We start from the raw sequence: 17,038 nt of genomic DNA, 5'->3' as shown, positions 1-17,038 counted from the left end.
CGGGTCATCCGCCGCGGAGGAAATCCGCGATCAGCGCGGGGGCGGCCGTGTCGAAGCCGACCACGTCGAGCATGCCGGCATCCTCCGGGTCGGCGATGCTGAAGCCGTTGGAGACGAGCCCCACGACCACGAGCTTCGCGGCGATCCCGGTCCGCTCCCGGTACTGGCGCAACGCCTCGACCGGGTGGACCGGGCCGGCCCAGGTCTCCGAGTCCGTGTAGATCACGAACGCGTCGGCCTTCACGCCCCGCTCCAGCGCCCACCGCATCGGCAGCGAGCAGTCGGTGCTGCCGAACGGCAGGTCGGCGGTCGCCGCCACCGCTTGATCGAGCCGCATCGACGGCCCGATCGGCAGCGGGGTCAGCCCCTCGTTGCGGTTCCGGTCACGGGCACCTGTGAAGCCCACGACCTGCCAGCGCTCCTCGGTCGCCGCGGTGACGAGCGCCATCGCGGCGGCCGCCTCCCGCGGCGTCAGGGCCGAGCCCGCCACCGAGCCCATTCCCATCGAGCTCGACACGTCGAGCGCCAAGACAAGGCGCTGGCCCGTCGGCTCCACCGCCGCGAAGGCGGTGTAGAACGCGGCGTTCAGCGCCTCGACGATGGCCCCGACCGGCTCCCAGGAGAGCCGGCCGCGCTGCCCGTGCCCCGACGCGTAGGTCTTGAGCGCGATGAGCAGGGCCATCGGATGCAGGCGCGCCTTCAACAGGCGCTCCCGGTCTGCGAGAACGGACACAACGTGCTCGGTCCCGGCGGTGAAGGGCGCGAGCACCCCCGCCGCGGTGAGCCGGCCGAGCTGGCGCACCAGGGCACCGACCGGCATGCGCTCGATCAGGGCCTCGTTCACCGCACGGCTCGTGAGCAACCCGGTCGGCAAAGCCTCCCAGGGCAGCCCGTGCGAGCGCACCTGCGCCGCCGCGAAGGCGCCGTCGACGCCCTCGGACTGCACGGCCGCGAAGGCATGGACCAGCGCGGGCGCCTCCTCGGAGAGCGTGCCGCGGCAGATCCAGTCGAACAGCGCCTTGCGGGCCGGCTCGTCCGTCTCCGGATGCGCGAGCCGCAGCAGGTCGCGGTGCGACCAGCCCCCACGCTGCCGATACTTCACGGCCTGGTAGGCGAGCGCCTCCACCGGACGCGCCCGGTACCAGTCGCCGACCGCGCGGCGCAGGCCCCGGCCCCAGCCGCGCATCGCCTCGACGGCATCCGCGAACTGAAACAGGTGCGTGCCGGTGCGGCAGATGCGGGGCAGGGCGGCGAGCGCGAGCCGGCGCGTCGCCTCCGAATCCGCGGAGGCCGCTAGCGCGAGGGCGAAGATCGCCGGGTCCTGCTTCGGAGCCCGGCCCGCCTCGCTCACCGCGACGATCGTGGCGACCGCCCGCGCGCCGTCCTGCGCGATGCAGCGCATTACCGCGGCCGCGTTCTCCCGCGTCAGGGTTCGTTCACCCGCGTAGTACGAGCCGCCCTCGCTGCCGAGCACGAGGAAGCGGTCGAGCCGCGCCCAATCGCTGATCGCGAAGGCATGGCCGCCGGCCGAATTCGGCACGGTGCGGGGAATCGGCTCCGACTGCGGATTGCGCCGGAGCGAGAACAGCTTGCCATAGTTCAACATCACTCGCTCCTTCTCTGCAGCGGGGCGCAGGCCATCTGCGTCCCGTGCCTCGTTGCGGACGCGCGGTCGTGGGAGGGCCAAGCAATTCCGGACGCCTCGCGGCGCCCCCGGGAGTCGAACCCCGGGATCCGGCCGACCCTCGCCCTTCGGCCCGCGCGGCCGGATTTCGTCTTTCTCTTCCGGACCTTGCGGCACAGGCGTGCGATCTCGGGCGACGGACCTCACCGGGTGCCTTATGACGGCCGGGGCTCCGGAGAGCCCGACCCGGTCCCACCGATCACCGTCGCCGTCCGGCCCGTGCCGAACCGTCCGGAGTCGCGCGGTCATGGTGTGAGGAAGGGCGTTTGGCGCTCTACCGACTGAGCTACGGGCCTTACGGCCCGGCGGGGATCGAACCCGCGACAACCCCAGGGTGATGGTAACCCTTCCTCTTCGGCCCGCGCGGCCGGACGATTTTCCTAGTGTTGGCTCGCGAGCGGTCCTGCGGGCGTGGGGGCCGGGGACGGGAAGACTGAGCTACGGACCTCGCGGTCCGGCGGAATTCGAATCCGCGACCTCCGCGAGCCATGCCCGCGGCGCTCTACCGATGACCGTCCCCGATCGGCCCGCAGGCCGTCGAGAGGAGGAGATGGGGAAGGGTGAATCCGGCCCGCCGCCTCGCGAGAGGGCGGCGCGGCGGTCACGCGGGCATGTCGTTGCGGACGGGTATGTCCTTGCGGACAATCGAAACTCCCGCTCGGAAGCGTGAGGCTTTCGACTTTGCAGATAACCGTCCGCTATCGGCCCGCGTTGCCGATACTTTTGCCGGATAGTGGCCGCTCGCGACCCGGACGGGCGCAGGCGGCGACGCTGAGGTCGTTCCTATACATGCGATGCACCGTCGAGGCGGGGCCAGAAGGAGACGCGGGCGTGAGAACGGGCGATCGGGGTTTTCGCATTGCAGGCGGATAACCGAGCGCCCACCGGCCCGCGCCGATGGTATCAGGGTCGAACTGCCGGTCATGAACGATCGAGGCGGACTGGGCATTGCACCCTCGCGGCTAGCAGACCGCGAGCGTCCGGTTGGAGCGATAACCCCGGATCACCGGCCCGGCAGGCCGATGGCGAGGTGGATACGGTCACACCCCTCCGGCGTCAACCCGAAACTTGAAAATTCTTTCAGCTTCGACCATCTCCGGGTCATGGACCTTTCCCACCCGATCACCCCCGCCCAGATCCGCGCCGGCCGCGGCCTGCTCAAGTGGACGCAAGGGGTGCTGGCCAGTCGCGCCAGCGTCTCGGTGGTGACGCTCAACATGATCGAGAGCGATCAGGTGGCGCCCAGGACCAAGACTTTGGCCTCGATCCGCTCGGTGCTGGAAGGGGAGGGCATCCGCTTCATCGGCAGCGAGAGCGAAGGTTTCGGCGTTCTGATGCGGCCGAGGGCCGACACCGAAGAGACCTGCGGGAGTCCGGGCGGCAAAAGTCCCAAAAAAGCGACGTCGAGTTCCATGCGGGCGGCCGAGTGAGCGCCCGCATCGATCTCAACGCCGATCTCGGCGAGGGCTTCGGTCCCTGGCGCATGGGCGACGATGCGGGGCTTCTCGACATCGTCACCTCGGCCAACGTCGCCTGCGGCTTCCACGCGGGCGACCCCGACATCATGGTCGAGACCGCTTCCGCCGCGAAGGCGCGGGGCGTCGCCATCGGCGCCCATCCGGGTTTCTTCGATTTGCGCGGCTTCGGCCGCCTGCGCATCGAGGACAATCCCAGAAAAATCGAGCGCGACATCGCCTATCAGATCGGCGCGCTCCAGGCCTGCGCCGCGCTCGCCGGCGCGCGCGTCACCCACGTGAAGGCGCACGGGGCGCTGGCCAACCTCTCGAACGAGGACGACGCCGTCGCCGATGCCCTTGCCCGCGCGGTCGCGGGGGTCGATCGCAATCTCGTCCTCGTGGTGATGCCGGGCCTGCCGGCCGAGCGGGCGGGCGAGCGCGCGGGCCTGCGGCTCGTGCGCGAAATCTACGCCGACCGGGGCTACGCGGCCGACGGCACGCTGATGCCGCGTGCCATGCCGGGCGCGGTCATCCACGATGCCGGAAAGGCGGCAGCCCGCGTCGTCCGCATGGTCTCAGAGGGCGCCGTCTTCACGATCGGCGGCCAAAGGATTCCGGTCACGATCGACACCGTCTGCGTCCACGGCGACAACCCGGCGGCGCTCACGATGGCGCGGGCGGTGCGCACCGGACTGGAGGCCGCCGGCTTCTCGCTCCGACCTTTCGCGGAGTCGTGACGGACGATGCCGCGTCGCGGGATGATCCGAGGGATCGAAACGGCCTCGCTCACGGTTTCTTGAGCGGCGGCGCCCCGAGGGACGCGGCCGAGCGTGGCAGCGTCGGGACATCCGGGCCGATATGAAGAAGTTCACCTCCGGCGACGGTCTCGTCGTCCCGCCCCGTCCCACTCGCATCACCGCCGCCGAGACCCCCGGCGCCCCGCTGGCCTCCTCCATGGTGGTGTTCGCGATCATCGTCGCCGGACTCTATCTCGGCCGCGAAGTGCTGATCCCGCTCGCGATCGCGGTGCTCCTGTCCTTCGTGCTCGGCCCGCTGGTGAACCTGCTGCGCCGGCTGCGGCTCGGCCGCATCGTCGCGGTGCTGGCGACCGTGCTGTTCGCCAGCGGGGTGATCGGCGGCCTCTCGGCCATCATCGGCGTGCAGGTCGCCGACCTCGTGCAGGACGTGCCGCGCTACCAGAAGACGATCGAGCGCAAGGTGCAGAATCTGCGCGAGGGCTCGCTCGGCCAGACCATGGACTACATCGCCAACATGAACCGGGCGATCCACCAGGGCGGCGAGGAGGAGAAGAAGCCCGAGCCGGAGAAGCGCCAGAACCCGCCGGCCAAGGCGGAACCGCCCAAGCCCGTCATCGTGCAGGTCGAGGAGCGCCGCCCGAGCCCGCTCGAACTCGCCACCACCGTGCTCTCACCCATCATGCAGCCGCTCGCCACCGCGGGCATCGTCGTGGTGGTGCTGCTGTTCGTGCTGATGCAGCGGGAGGATCTGCGCGACCGGCTGATCCGGCTCGCGGGCTCCAGCGACCTCCACCGCACCACCGTGGCGATGGACGACGCGGCGCGGCGGCTGTCGCGCTACTTCCTCGGCCAGCTCGCCCTCAACACCGCCTTCGGCGTCGTGATCGGTATCGGCCTCTGGATCATCGGCGTGCCGAACCCGGTGCTCTGGGCGATCTTCTCGGCGGTGATGCGGTTCGTGCCGTATATCGGCGCCGTCCTCTCGGCGATCCTGCCGCTGGCGCTCGCCGCCGCGGTCGATCCGGGCTGGGGCATGATGCTGGCGACGCTGGTGCTGTTCGCCGTCATCGAGCCGCTGGTCGGCCACGTGATCGAGCCCCTGGTCTACGGCCACTCGACCGGGCTGTCGCCGTTCTCGGTGCTGATCTCGGCGCTGTTCTGGACCTGGCTGTGGGGACCGGTCGGCCTGCTGCTCTCGACGCCGCTGACCGTCTGCCTCGTCGTGCTCGGGCGCCACGTCGACCGCCTCGAATTCCTCGACGTGCTGTTCAGCAACCGCCCGGCGCTGACCCCGGTCGAGAACTTCTACCAGCGCATGCTCGCCGACGATCCCGAGGAGGCGCAGGAGCACGCGGAGATGATCCTGCGGGAATGCTCGCTCTCGGCCTATTACGACGACGTGGTGCTCAAGGGCCTCGAACTCGCCGCCCGCGACGCCGCCCGCGGCGTGCTGACCCCGGACCAGAAGGCCGATATCCGCACCTCGATCACGGCGCTCGTCGAGGATCTGGAGGAGCGCGAGGACGGGCTGCCCGAGCCCGACAAGACGCCCAAGCTCATCCCGCCGGCCGAGGGCGACCTCGCCTGCTCGTCCGAGCCGATCCCCGACCCCTCGCCGGACGACCTGCCGGAGGCATGGCGGCAGGAGGGGGCGGTGCTCCTCGTCGCGGGCCGGGGATTCCTCGACGGGGCGGCGACCGCCATCGCCGACCAGCTCCTGCGCAAGCGCGGCTTCGGCACGCGGCAGGTGCCCTTCGCCGAGGTCGCCCGCGTGCGGCTCGCCGCCTGGGATCCCGGCTCGCCGCAGGCGGTCTGCGTGATCTCGCTGGCGCTGTCGGGCGAGCCGGCGCATCTGAGCCGCCTCGTCGGCCGGCTGCGGCGCAAGCTCGAGGCGGTGCCGGTGGTGGCCGGGCTGTGGCGCCTCGACGAGCCGATGCTGTCCGACGAAACCCTGCGGGCCAAGCTCGGCGCCGACGACCACGTCACCTCGTTGCGCGACCTCGTCGAGACCGTTCTGACGCTGGCCCGCGAGGGGATGAGCCTCGCGGAGCCCGAGCGCCGCGAGGCCGCGACCCCGCCGCGTCAGGCGCTGCCCGAGCCCGCATGAGGCCGCACGAGGCCGCTATCCGAGGATCAATCGCCCCGCCGGGTTGACGCGGCGGCCTCCCGGCGGCTTCGATCATCGGGCAACAGGAGGCCGCCCCTTCGATGAGCGTCGTCGATCTCGCCCGGTTCATGGAAGACCTCGCCACCCAGTCCGGAGCGGCGATCCTGCCGTTCTTCCGGGCGCATTTCGGCCTGGACGACAAGTCCCACGGCACCGGCCGCGCCTTCGATCCGGTCACCGAGGCCGACCGCGCCGCGGAAGTCGTGATGCGGCGGATGATCCAGGATCGGTTTCCGGGCCACGGCATCCTGGGCGAGGAGTTCGGCGCCGAGCGGACCGATGCCGAATGCGTCTGGGTGCTCGACCCGATCGACGGCACCCGCGCCTTCATTGCCGGCCTGCCGACTTGGGGCACCCTGATCGGCCTGACGCATCACGGCGTCGCGGTGCGCGGGTTGATGCACCAGCCCTATCTGAACGAGCGCTTCCTCGGCGACGGCAAGACCGCGAGCGTGCGCAGCCTCAAGGGCGAGCGCCCGCTCCACACCCGCCGCTGCGACGCGCTTTCCGGCGCGATCCTCGCCACCACCGATCCGCGCCTGTTCGCGGACGGGGAAGAGGCCGAGCGCTACCGCTCGGTCGAGGGCGCGGTGCGGATGTCGCGCTACGGCGCCGATTGCTACGCCTATTGCATGCTGGCGGCGGGCCAGATCGATCTCGTGGTCGAGGCGGGCCTCAAGCCCTACGACATCGTCGCGCTGATCCCCATCGTCGAGGGCGCGGGCGGCGTCGTCACCACCTGGGACGGCGGCCCGGCGACCGGCGGCGGCCGGATCGTGGCCGCCGGCAGCCCGCGCCTGCACGAGGCGGCACTCAAGCGGCTCAACCCGTAAGGAAGGCCATCAAGCGGCGTGGACGCGGCCCAGGAAGGCCTCGATCGCGATCCGCAGGCCGTGCGAGCCGGCATTCACCTGCAGCGCGCTGTCGCGGACCTGATCCGCCCGCGCCTCGCTGGAGGCCGCCGCCTCCTGCACCCGGCCGATGCTCTCGGATACGGTCCTGACATCGGCCGCCGCCTTGGCGATGGCGCTGGCGATCTCCTGGCTCGCCTGCCCCTGCTGCTCGGCAGCGACCGCGACGTCGGCGGCGATCTCGCTCATCTGCGCGATGGTATGGCCGATCGAGCCGATCGCCGAGACCGTGCCGTCCGCCGCCGACTGGATCGCGGCGACCTGCCCGGTGATCCGGTCGGTGGCCGCGGCGGTCTGGCCTGCGAGTTCCTTCACCTCGGCGGCCACCACCGCGAAGCCGCGGCCCGCAGGGCCCGCCCGCGCCGCCTCGATGGTGGCGTTGAGCGCCAGGAGGTTGGTCTGTTCGGCCACGTTGCGGATCAGGGTGACGACGAGGTCGATCTCGCTCGCCGCCCGCGACAGCGACGCGACCACGGACTCGAGCCGTTGCGTGTCGGTCATGGCGAGGGTGGCGATCTCGCTGGTGTGGCGCACCCGCTCCTCGATGACGCGGGCGGAACTGGACAATTCCTCGGCGGCGCTGGCGACGCCGTGGACGAGGCCCGCCGATTGGTTCGAGGCCGCCGCCACCCGCACGGCTTGGGCGGTGGTGTCACCCGCCACCTCCGAGAGCGCGTCGGCGGCGCCCTGCATCGTCGCGGCGAAACGGGCGAGGTCCGCGACGGTGCGGCCGGTCTCGGCCTCGAACGCCTGCGTCGCCCCGGCGAGATGCCGCGCGCGGGCCGCGTCCCGCGTGTTGCGCGCCTCGGCCTCGGCGTCGAGCGTCCGCTTCTCGATCAGGTCTGCGCGGAACGCCTCGATCGCGCGGGCCATCTCGCCGACCTCGTCGCGGCGGCCGGTGAAGGGAACGGACAGGTCGAGGCGGGCGGCGGCGAGGTCGCGCATCGTCGCCCGCAGGCGGTCGAGGGGGCGCTGCACCTGCGTGGCGATGATCCAGAACGCCGCCGCCAGCCCGATCACCAGCGCCAGCGCGGGCGCGCCGATCAAGGTCAGCGTCGCCTGCCGCTCCGCTGCCGCCGCTGCGTGGCGCTGCACATCCAGATGGGCGAGCACCTCGCGCCCGACCCGGTTGATCTCGGTGACCATGCGCTCGCGGTTCTTCACCGTCGCCTCGTCGGTCGCCTGGATCAGGGCGGCTTTCGGGGAGACCGTCAGGCCCATCTCGGCCGTCTCGGTCTGGTAGGCCAGGAACTCCTTGACCGCGAGATCGAGGCGGCGCTTGCGCTCGGGGGTGAGCTGCGCGTCGGCTGTCGCGAGGAAGGGCCCACGGGCCTGCTCGACCTCGGCCAGCGCCTCCTGCAACGCCGCGAGATGCGTTTTGGCCTCCTCCGTGTCCCCGGCGGTGTAGAGGGAGGTCGCCTGCACCACGGCGTGCTCGATGGCGTGGGCGAGGGTGCGGGCCTGAAGGGCCGCGTCCCACACCGCTTCTGTCGCGGCGGCGCGCTGGCGTGCCTGCTCGGATTGGCTCAGCGCAAAGGCCGAGATGCCGACGGCGACGAAGCCGAGCAGGCCGACGACGACCGCGAGCTTGTGCCCGAGGGTAATGCGCATCGAAATTCCAGGTGATCGTGGACGAGCGAGGCAGCTTTGTGCGGCGGGCGCTTACCTGGATCTTAAATCGAGCCGGCAAATCTATGATTTTCAGAGCAATAAAAGGCTACCTTGGAGAAACAGGTAAGAATTTCAGAAATTTATTTCCCATGATCGCTTTTATACGCTTTAGCTCAGTAATTTTTTTCAGTGATAGCCTGTTCGGCGACGCCATGCCCGCGCGACGCGCCAGCGCGCCTGGGGTTCCAAGAGTTAGAAGGATACGGCGGCCATGCTCGAAGTCGCCAGCACGAACACGGCCTCCCATCGTCCATCGCGCGTGAGGTAGGTCAGAAACGGCAGCCCCCATGGACGTGCTTGAATCCGTAATCCGCAGCAAGCCAAGCGGCGGTCACGAGGAGCGGCGCGGCAACGCACCAGAGTCCGGGACGGGTCCGGACAGAGCGATCAAAGATCAAAAATCCGAGGACCGCGAAGGCCAGGAAGGGCAAGCCGATGAAGGCACCGACCGTGGCTAGCATGAAACTCCAGCCGCCTCCAATGAACGGTGCAGCAAGGCAACCCGTTGCGACGAAGCTCAGGACGTAGCTGATCGCAAGGGCGATCAGCCCGGAGACCGTTCGTACGAACGATTCCTCGGCCGTTATTTCATCAGCCGATCGCCGCATGTCGCGTTTGTGCTGCATCGACAGGGGGGCGAGCCATCTCGTGCCCCGGAATGAACGCATCGAACGCGGCCCAGAAATCCGCCCGCACGGCATCGCATTCCGTCAGGATCTCGTGGCGGGCGCCGGGCAGGACAATGAGGTGGCCGGTCTTGAGGCGGGCGGCGAAGCGCTCGGTGGCCGGCGTGCTGCAGACAGGGTCGGCGCCTGCGGCGACGATCAGGCAGGGGATGCGGATGCGCCGGATCGTGGCGGGTTTGGCCAGGGCGTGCATCGCCCGGAAGGCCGAGGCGAGCCATGCGATGGTCGGATCGCCGATGGCGCCCGCGCCGACGATGCGGGCGGCCGCGGCGTTGCGCTCGTAGCGGACCGGATCGGTCGAGAGGCGGTTGCCGGGAAACGGCTTCGTCGCGAGCGAGTGCGGCTTGCCGAAGGGGATGTAGCAGCGACCGAGGCCGAACCGGTGTAAGCATCGGGCGAGCAGCGAGGCGCCCGCGGGCCAGCGCACCATGCGGATGCCCAGCATCGGCGCCACGGTGACGAGGCGGCGGAACGGCAGCCAGCCCTCGGCCGCGCCGGTCAGCGCCACCGCGCCGCCCATGGAATGGGCCAGCCCGAAATGCGGCTCGGGCATGGACGGCACCAGCACCTGCTCGGCGACCGCCAGGAGGTCGAGCCGATAATCGTCGAAGTGGCGGACATGGCCCTTGCGGGCGTCGCGCACCTGCCGGCCCGAGTCGCCCTGGCCGCGCCAGTCGAAGGCGACCACGCAGAAGCCGCGGGCGCGCAACTCATGGATCGTCTCGTAATATTTCTCGATGAACTCCGCCCGGCCCTGAATCAGGCAGACCGTGCCCTTCACGGTCCGCGTGGTCGGGCGCCAGGTCGCCGCCCGCAGCGGCACGCCGTCGGAGGTCTCGACCGGCACGAGCCGGGCGCCCGGCGGCACGGGCAGGCCAGGGATGGGTCGCAGCGTCAGCACGGCCGGCTCATCCCTGCATGGTCCTCGCAGAATTCTCGAATCCGCGCCCTTGCGCGGTTTTTCCGCCCCACCAATATCACGGATGCGCCGGCCGATACGGCGGCGCGACGGTCCGGCCCTCGGGCGGACCCGACCATACACAGCATGTTGCTTCTTTCGGAGGATATGTGATGCGTCAGTTCGATCTGGCTCCCCTGTACCGTTCCACCGTCGGCTTCGACCGTCTCTTCGCGGCCCTCGACGGGTTCGTGAGCGCCGAGCAGGCCCCGACCTACCCGCCCTACAACATCGAGCGCACGGCCGAGAACGTCTACCGCGTGACCGTCGCGGTGGCGGGCTTCACCGAGGCCGACCTCTCGATCGAGGTGAAGGAGAACGCTCTCACCATCAAGGGCGAGCGTCAGCCGACCGAGAACAAGGCGGAAGTCCTGCATCAGGGCATCGCCGCCCGCGCCTTCGAGCGCCGCTTCCAGCTCGCCGACCACGTCCAGGTGACGGGTGCGAGCCTGGAGAACGGTCTCCTCCACGTCGATCTCGTCCGCGAGGTCCCGGAGGCGAAGAAGCCGCGCCGCATCGAGATCGCCAGCCGCGCGTCGAGCCAGCCGGTGATCGAGGGCAAGGTGCAGCAGGCCGCGTAATCCCGCGGTCTCCCGCTCAGGGGAATGCCCCGGCCGAAAGGCCGGGGCGTTTTCGTTCGTGCGGATCAAAAATCGCCGAAGCGGTCGTTCCGGCTCGGTTCGTAGCAGGTGAAGCCGACGAAGCAGGCCGGGGTGTCGCGGGCCGGGACGAAGGCGCGGCGGCCGATCTCGGTCGGCTCGCAGAAATTGCGGTCGCGCACGAAGCGGTCGTAGGTCTGGCCGCCGGTGCCGAGCACCGCCGCCCCCTGGCGCAGCACCACGTTGCGGGCCTGGGCGCAGGTCATGTCCACGGTCGAGGGGCGCTGCGCCGCGGCCGGGGCGAGGCCGGCGGCGAGCAGGGCGGTGGCGAGGACGAGGCGCATCGGGAAAGGATCCGAAAGAGAGCGAATTGCCGTCTCAACGGCCTCGCCTCACGGATGTATCCCGTCGAGGTGGGGCAGCAGAACGACGCTCTCCTGCTCGTTCGGATCGGTGCGGGCGATGATCGCCGTGCAGGGCTCGGTCGGGCTCGGATTGTAGGGCAGATGCGGCACGCCCGCCGGGATGTAGAGATACTCGCCGGGCTTCAGCTCGGCATGGTGCTCCAACGCTTCGCCCCACCACATCCGCGAGGTGCCGCTGAGCGCATAGATCGCCGTCTCGTGGCCCTCGTGCTTGTGCGCCTTGGCCCGCGCGCCGGGGGGAAGCGTCACCATCTGCAGGTGGATGCCGGTGGAGCCGGCCGATTCCGCCGAGATGCCGGGGGCGTAGAGCAGCGCCTGCTTGCCGGTGAAGGTCTCGCCCGGGCGGACGACGCGGCAGACGGGCTCGCCCATCGTCTCACAGATCCCCGAAGGCGAACTGGCCCTGCGGCGCCGGCTTGCGCGCGGCCGCCTTCGCACCCGCTTTGGCACCCGACTTGGCCGCCGTCTGCCCCGCCGACTTGCCGATGACTCGCGTCGGACGCGGCTTCGGGTCGGCCCGCATCCGCGCCTTGGCCCGGTCGCGGGCGATGGCCTCGGGGGCGTGCGGATCGTCGTCGAGCCACTTGCCGCGCTTCAGCACCTCGTTGACCCGGCCCTGGTTCACCCCGACCTTGAAGGCGATCTCCTGCTGGGTCATGCCGGTGGCGGCGTGCAGCTCCTGAATCTGCCGGGCGAGTTCAGGAGTCATCTTCTGGCCCGTGAGGCGGCGGGCCGGGCGGATGGTGCGGGTCTGCCGGTCGCGCTCGCGCAGCCGCTCCAGCAGGGCGAGCGCCATGTGCATACCGTGCTCGCGCAGGGCCTCCTCGAACTCCTTCAGCGTCGCCATGTCCGGCTCCTCGCCCGATCCCGAAACGGGCCCGTCGGCGAAACGCCGCGCGAAGGCCCGAGGTTGCCGGCCAAGAGACGCGCGCGGGACGGGCGTGACAAGGGGTAAAACGCGAACAGACGTGCCTTTCCACCACGGATGCCGCCTGCGACCCTGCCGGCTTGGCACCCATCGACCCGCTCGGGTAAACCGCTGACGCCAATGGATCGCGCGAGAGCCGTTTCGACATGATCAGCCCCATCCTCCCGGTCTCCCGTAGCGAGGCGAATCCGGGGGCGCCCGGCCTCGTCGAGGCGCTGGAGAGCGGCTCGGTGCTGGTGTTCCGCGATCTCGACTTCCCCCTCGACGCCTTCGAGCAGCGCTTCGTCGAGCGGCCCTTCGCCGACGGCAAGGCCAAGAACGTCTCGATCCGCAGCGAGAGCGCCGAGTTGCGGGGTGCGGCCGGCAGCGACGAGGAGCAGGCGCGGCTCCGCGCCCTGCTGGTGCGCTATCGCCACTTCGCGGAAGCGCTGATCGCCACGTACCTCCCGGCCTATTCGGGCAAGGTGACGCTGGCCGGCACCTCCTACCGGCCGTTCGATGTCGACAAGCGCAAGCTCAGCTGGCGGCGCGACGACACCCGGATGCATGTCGATGCCTTCCCCTCGAACCCGATCGGCGAGCGGCGCATCCTGCGCATCTTCCGCAACATCAACGCCGAGGGGCAGCCGCGCCACTGGCGCGTCGGCGAGGCGTTCGGCGACATGGCGGAAAAATTCCTGCCGAAGCTCCCGGGCTATTCCGGCCTCTCGGCGAGCCTTCTCGCCGCCCTCAAGATCACCAAGGCCAAGCGCTCGGAATACGACCACCTGATGCTGCACCTGCACGACGCCCTGAAGCGTGACCTCGACTATCAGGCGAGGGCGCCGCAGACGGACGTGCATTTTCAGCCCGGCGAAACCTGGGTGACCTTTTCGGACTTGGTGATGCACGGTGCCATGGGCGGGCGTTACATGCTGGAACAGACCGGCTATCTCGCGGTGGCCGATCAGGCCGACCCGGAGAAGAGCCCGCAGCGGATTCTCGCGAAGAAGCTCGGGCGGCCGCTCAAGCACTGAGCGTCACGGCGGTCACTTCGCTGCGGCGGGCGCGTCCTTGGTGCCGGTAAAGTCCCGCCACAGCAGGATCAGCGCCGCCATCACCGCCGGGCCGACGAACAGGCCGACGAGGCCGAAGGTCTCGACGCCCCCTAGGATGCCGAGCAGCACCCAGAGGAACGGCAACTGGGTGGTGCCGCCGATGAGCGCCGGCCGCACGAAATGGTCGGCCACGAAGGTGATGACGAAGCCCGCCGCCGCCACGACGACCGCCGGCACCACGGCCCCCTTCGTCACCAGCAGCAGGGCGGCAAGCCCGAAGGCGAGGGGGGCGCCGAACGGAATCATCGCGGCGACCGCGGTGACGGCGCCGAACAGCACCGGATGCGGCACGCCGGCGAAGTAATAGACGATCCCGAGCAGCACGCCCTCGCCGAGGCCGACCAGCACGAGGCCGTCGACGGTGCCGTGGACGGAGGCCGCCATCTGCCGGGCGACGCGCTCGCCGTGGGAGCCGAACAGGCGCCGGCTGGCGGTGAGGCTCTGTTCCGCCAGGGCCCGCCCGTCGCGGAACAGGAAGAACAGGGCGAGGAGGCAGAACGCCACGAGCACGAGCCGGTGGACGACGCCCTTGCCGACGTTGCGGCCGAGATCGCGGTTCGAGGCGGTGTTGAGCCGCTCGCTCAGTTCCTGCGCCCAGCCGGCATGGGCGAGATGCGCGTTCCACCAATCGGTCACAGCCTGCGCCCCGTAGGGCAGGTGGGCGACGACATCCGGCACCGGAATGCCGTTGCGCTCGGCCTCGCGCGCATAGGCCAGCACGTCGTGGGCCTCGCGCAGGGCCTCGACGGCGAGCGCCAAAACCGGCAGCAGCAGGGCGAGCGCCACGAGCCCGGTGAAGAGCGCCGGCCACAGGATGTTGTGCCGCCCCGGCGGCGAGAATCGAAGCGCCCGCTGGTAGAGCGGCCACAGGGCAATGCTCAGTACCACGGCCCAGACGAGGGCGCGCAGGAAGTCCGACAGGATATAGAGGCCGAGCCCCAGCAATCCGACCGCCAGGGCGGCGCGGAAGAAGCCTTGCGTCCGCTCGCCGTCGGGGGCGGCCGGGGTGAAGGGCCGCGGCCCTGCTTGATTCTTGGGGGGCATGTTCGCCGCCTCGCTCGGCTCGCCGCGACCACGGCGCGGGGCGCAAGTATGGCGGCGGCCCGCGCGGACCAGTCCCGCTTCTCACGCGGCGCGGTCGCGCCCCTGCGCCTTGGCCCGGTAGAGGGCGGCATCGGCCCGCTCGATCGCCTGGGCGAAATCGCGGTCGCCGGCCTCGATCGCGGCGATGCCGAGGCTGATCGTGCAGGGCGGAAGGTCCGGCATGCGACGGAGCCTGCTCCGCAGGGCGTGGCGGAGCTCGTCGGCGAGCCCGCTCGCCTCGGCGTGGCTCCGCTCCGGGAGCACCATCACGAATTCGTCACCGCCGAGCCGGGCGATCTCGGAACCGGGGCTGTGCAGCACGGTGCGTGCGCTCTCCACCAGAAGGGTCAGAATGCGGTCGCCGACGCCGTGGCCGTGTTGATCGTTGATCGTCTTGAAGTGATCGACATCGAGCACGATCACGGCATTCCCCGGCCGCAGCAGACGGGGCGCGAGCGCCGCGAGGCCGGCGCGGTTCCAGGCGCCGGTCAGCGGATCGCGCAGGGCCGCCTCGCGCAAGCGCGCCTGCGCCCGCTCGCCCGGCATGGCGAGGAGGCCGAGATTGAGGACCGGGAGCAGCAACGGATCGCAGAGCATCGGGATCAGCGCCGCCATGTTGACGTCCGCCGAGCCATAGGCCTCTGCGGCGATGGCTGCGAGGAAACCGGGAATGAAGCCGAGCAGCGCCGAGCCGGCGATGCGTCGGCCCGGTCCTTCACCGCCCCGGTGCCCGAAGAAGAGCAGGCCGCCGGAGACCGCCATCGCCAACAGGTTGGCGCAGGTCCCGCCGATCCGAGCCGGTGCGCTGTCGCTGCCGAAGATCTGCGCCGGCACGGCGTAGAAGAGGCCGGACAGCAGGATCAGCCCGATCAGCCAGGGGGGCACGGGAGCCTGCCCGTCGAAGCGCCGCACGCCGGTGAGCACCGAGAGCGTGCTGGTCGAGAGCAGGGCATAGAGAAGGCCGTCCTCGACCGGCGAGTGGTCCGAGACGTTGAAGCCGAGGATCACGAAAGTGTAGAGCAGAGAGCCCGCTCCCCAATGCAGGAAGTAGCTCTCGTCGCGCCGCCCGACCCAGAGGCACGCGAAGACCCCGAAGAAGGCGAGGCTCGCCAGCATGCTGCAGAGGCGCAGCGTCTGGATGTCCGGTAGATCGAGCATGGACCGGGGCCGAAAACCTCTGCGCGCAACTGCCGAATCGGCCGATGCGGCAGGGTAGACCATCATTCTTAAAAAGTCGGGCGCCGCGCTGTCACGCCCGAACCGGAGACCGATAGCCTTCGCTGCCGGAACTCGGCGCGTGGATCGACCGCCGCGTTGCGGTGATGCGCACGGCTCGAACCTACTTGAAGTTCAGGAAGACAGCGCGCGGATCGCCGCGCCGGCGGACAATCGGAACAGATTGAGAACAAGCCCTTGACCGCGTCGGCGCAGGGAGGCACTGTTCATGGAACGTTCCAGACCCGATTCGCCGCCTCTCGGCGGCGCCCAGGCAGGAGGTTTCCGTGCTCGAGATCGGTTTCGACGGCTATACCTTTGAGCGGACCGAGGATGCGGTGCGGCCACCCGTTGCGCGCCCGAGCGTCGATCCCGACTGGCGCCTGCGTGACGACGGACTGGAGCACAAGGGCACCGGCTATGTCATCGCCCGCGAGGAGATCGACTATCGTCGGAGCGACGGATTGTGGACTTGGCCGATGCAGCTTGCCGAGAAGGCGTGGTGCGCGCCGGCCGGCTTCCGCCGCTCGTTCCTGGCCGCTCTCGACCGGTACGGGATCGCGCCCGATGCGGAGCTGGCCCGCTCCTTCGCCGTGGGCTTCGGTCTCTACGATCCGGGCCAGCGCAAGAACGACGGCTTCGTCGCGCTGGGCGAATTGGTGCGGCCCCGCAGCCCTGAGCGCAAACGCGCCTCTGCGGGCGAGCCCCGCCGCCCGGCTCGCGAACGGCCCCGGACCGAGCCGCGGGTGCTGGCGCACGCGACCTGACGTCTTTTCCGGTCGATGATCTCGGCCTCCGCCCCACGATGACGGAGCGGGCGTATGGACCGGCGCGAAGAGCACCGCGCGTAGCGGCCTCGGCGAAGCCGGGGCGTCGAGCGACGCGGGCAGCCTGAGGCTGCGGCCGCCGGCATGTGAGGCCCACGAGGGAGAGAGTTGCCCGGCCTCGGCTGCTTCGTGTAAGGGGTCGCGATCTTTTCAAGAGCGTCATCGGGAACCGGCGGCGACGCGTGAAGCCGCCGACCGGGTCGGGCGCCGTGGGGGCGTGCCGCGCGACGGGTCGGCGACGCCGGACACGAGAACGAGAAAGCGGCCAGCCTCCATGTCCAACGAGACCGCCACCTTCGACCGCGTCGCGGACATCATCGCCGAGACGGCGGACATCCCGCGCGACAAGATCACCCCCGAGAGCCACGCCATCGACGATCTCGGCATCGATTCCCTCGCCTTCCTCGACATCGCCTTCGCGGTCGACAAGGCGTTCGGCATCAAGCTGCCGCTGGAGCGTTGGACCCAGGAAGTGAACGAGGGCAAGGTTCCGGCCGAGGAATACTTCGTCCTCAAGAACCTTTGCGCGCGGATCGACGGCCTCGTCGCCGAAAAGGCCGCCAAGGCCTGAC

At 70.2% G+C, this 17,038-nt stretch carries 17 protein-coding genes; 8 read left to right on the top strand and 9 right to left on the bottom strand.

The features are described 5' to 3' along the window. Positions 1-4 precede the first annotated feature (4 nt). Positions 5-1,606: a TROVE domain-containing protein gene (locus BM140_RS14565; RefSeq protein WP_091947549.1), complete on the bottom strand. Its 1,602-nt coding sequence runs from the start codon at positions 1,604-1,606 to the stop codon at positions 5-7. A gap of 1,181 nt (positions 1,607-2,787) precedes the next feature. Between BM140_RS14565 and BM140_RS14560 the strand changes: the two genes are divergently transcribed. From BM140_RS14560 to hisN, 4 genes are all read left to right on the top strand, one after another. Then, a complete protein-coding gene (locus BM140_RS14560) occupies positions 2,788-3,114 on the top strand; it encodes a helix-turn-helix domain-containing protein (protein WP_091947546.1) in 327 nt (108 codons plus the stop codon). Beyond that, positions 3,111-3,878 (top strand): LamB/YcsF family protein, encoded by a 768-nt coding sequence (locus tag BM140_RS14555; RefSeq protein ID WP_091947543.1) that lies wholly within the window; start codon positions 3,111-3,113, stop codon positions 3,876-3,878. Before BM140_RS14560 ends, BM140_RS14555 begins: the two co-directional genes overlap by 4 nt. Positions 3,879-3,999: 121 nt before the next feature. Next, positions 4,000-6,006 carry an AI-2E family transporter gene (locus BM140_RS14550; RefSeq protein ID WP_091947540.1) on the top strand — a complete coding sequence of 669 codons (2,007 nt, stop codon included), beginning with the start codon at positions 4,000-4,002 and terminating at the stop codon, positions 6,004-6,006. A 101-nt stretch (positions 6,007-6,107) separates the two neighbouring features. Continuing rightward, a complete protein-coding gene (hisN, locus tag BM140_RS14545) occupies positions 6,108-6,899 on the top strand; it encodes a histidinol-phosphatase (RefSeq protein WP_091947537.1) in 792 nt (263 codons plus the stop codon). Between the two features lie 9 nt (positions 6,900-6,908). Here the strand turns inward: hisN and BM140_RS14540 are convergent, their stop codons facing one another. From BM140_RS14540 to BM140_RS14530, 3 genes are all read right to left on the bottom strand, one after another. After that, positions 6,909-8,588 (bottom strand): methyl-accepting chemotaxis protein, encoded by a 1,680-nt coding sequence (locus BM140_RS14540; RefSeq protein ID WP_091947534.1) that lies wholly within the window; start codon positions 8,586-8,588, stop codon positions 6,909-6,911. Positions 8,589-8,917: 329 nt separating this feature from the next. Further along, complete coding sequence (locus BM140_RS14535; protein ID WP_091947531.1) at positions 8,918-9,256, bottom strand: hypothetical protein; 339 nt, start codon at positions 9,254-9,256, stop codon at positions 8,918-8,920. Next, on the bottom strand, positions 9,240-10,235 hold the full coding sequence (locus BM140_RS14530; RefSeq protein WP_091947528.1) for an alpha/beta fold hydrolase: 996 nt from the start codon (positions 10,233-10,235) through the stop codon (positions 9,240-9,242). Before BM140_RS14530 ends, BM140_RS14535 begins: the two co-directional genes overlap by 17 nt. 170 nt (positions 10,236-10,405) lie before the next feature. Here BM140_RS14530 and BM140_RS14525 point away from each other — a divergent pair, with 170 nt between their 5' ends. After that, positions 10,406-10,873 (top strand): Hsp20 family protein, encoded by a 468-nt coding sequence (locus BM140_RS14525; protein WP_091947525.1) that lies wholly within the window; start codon positions 10,406-10,408, stop codon positions 10,871-10,873. Between the two features lie 65 nt (positions 10,874-10,938). Here the strand turns inward: BM140_RS14525 and BM140_RS14520 are convergent, their stop codons facing one another. Genes BM140_RS14520 through BM140_RS14510 form a run of 3 tightly spaced genes read right to left on the bottom strand, consistent with a single transcriptional unit; the run spans position 10,939 to position 12,163 of the window. Beyond that, on the bottom strand, positions 10,939-11,235 hold the full coding sequence (locus BM140_RS14520; RefSeq protein WP_091947522.1) for a hypothetical protein: 297 nt from the start codon (positions 11,233-11,235) through the stop codon (positions 10,939-10,941). 48 nt (positions 11,236-11,283) lie between these two features. Next, positions 11,284-11,688: a cupin domain-containing protein gene (locus tag BM140_RS14515; protein WP_091947519.1), complete on the bottom strand. Its 405-nt coding sequence runs from the start codon at positions 11,686-11,688 to the stop codon at positions 11,284-11,286. Between the two features lie 4 nt (positions 11,689-11,692). Then, positions 11,693-12,163, bottom strand: coding sequence for an RNA polymerase subunit sigma-70 (locus BM140_RS14510; protein ID WP_091947516.1), 471 nt, complete (start codon positions 12,161-12,163; stop codon positions 11,693-11,695). A 227-nt stretch (positions 12,164-12,390) separates the two neighbouring features. Here BM140_RS14510 and kdoO point away from each other — a divergent pair, with 227 nt between their 5' ends. Then, positions 12,391-13,260, top strand: a complete 870-nt coding sequence (gene kdoO, locus BM140_RS14505) for a Kdo hydroxylase KdoO (RefSeq protein ID WP_091947513.1) — start codon at positions 12,391-12,393, stop codon at positions 13,258-13,260. Between the two features lie 12 nt (positions 13,261-13,272). On the opposite strand, the gene BM140_RS14500 is transcribed toward kdoO, so the two are convergent. Both BM140_RS14500 and BM140_RS14495 read right to left on the bottom strand, forming a co-directional pair. Next, complete coding sequence (locus tag BM140_RS14500) at positions 13,273-14,385, bottom strand: AI-2E family transporter (protein ID WP_091947508.1); 1,113 nt, start codon at positions 14,383-14,385, stop codon at positions 13,273-13,275. Between the two features lie 81 nt (positions 14,386-14,466). Further along, a complete protein-coding gene (locus BM140_RS14495) occupies positions 14,467-15,582 on the bottom strand; it encodes a GGDEF domain-containing protein (protein ID WP_165616466.1) in 1,116 nt (371 codons plus the stop codon). A gap of 344 nt (positions 15,583-15,926) precedes the next feature. On the opposite strand from BM140_RS14495, the gene BM140_RS14490 reads away from it, so the two are divergent. Both BM140_RS14490 and BM140_RS14485 read left to right on the top strand, forming a co-directional pair. After that, a complete protein-coding gene (locus BM140_RS14490) occupies positions 15,927-16,406 on the top strand; it encodes a hypothetical protein (RefSeq protein WP_244535437.1) in 480 nt (159 codons plus the stop codon). Positions 16,407-16,740: 334 nt separating this feature from the next. Beyond that, positions 16,741-17,037 (top strand): acyl carrier protein, encoded by a 297-nt coding sequence (locus BM140_RS14485; RefSeq protein ID WP_056242804.1) that lies wholly within the window; start codon positions 16,741-16,743, stop codon positions 17,035-17,037. The last annotated feature ends 1 nt before the right edge of the window (position 17,038 follow it).

The sequence above is a fragment of the Methylorubrum salsuginis genome (assembly GCF_900114375.1).
Classification (GTDB): Bacteria; Pseudomonadota; Alphaproteobacteria; order Rhizobiales; family Beijerinckiaceae; genus Methylobacterium; species Methylobacterium salsuginis.
The sequence above is the reverse complement of the archived record's forward strand: the minus strand, read 5'-3'. Positions and strand labels throughout refer to the sequence as shown.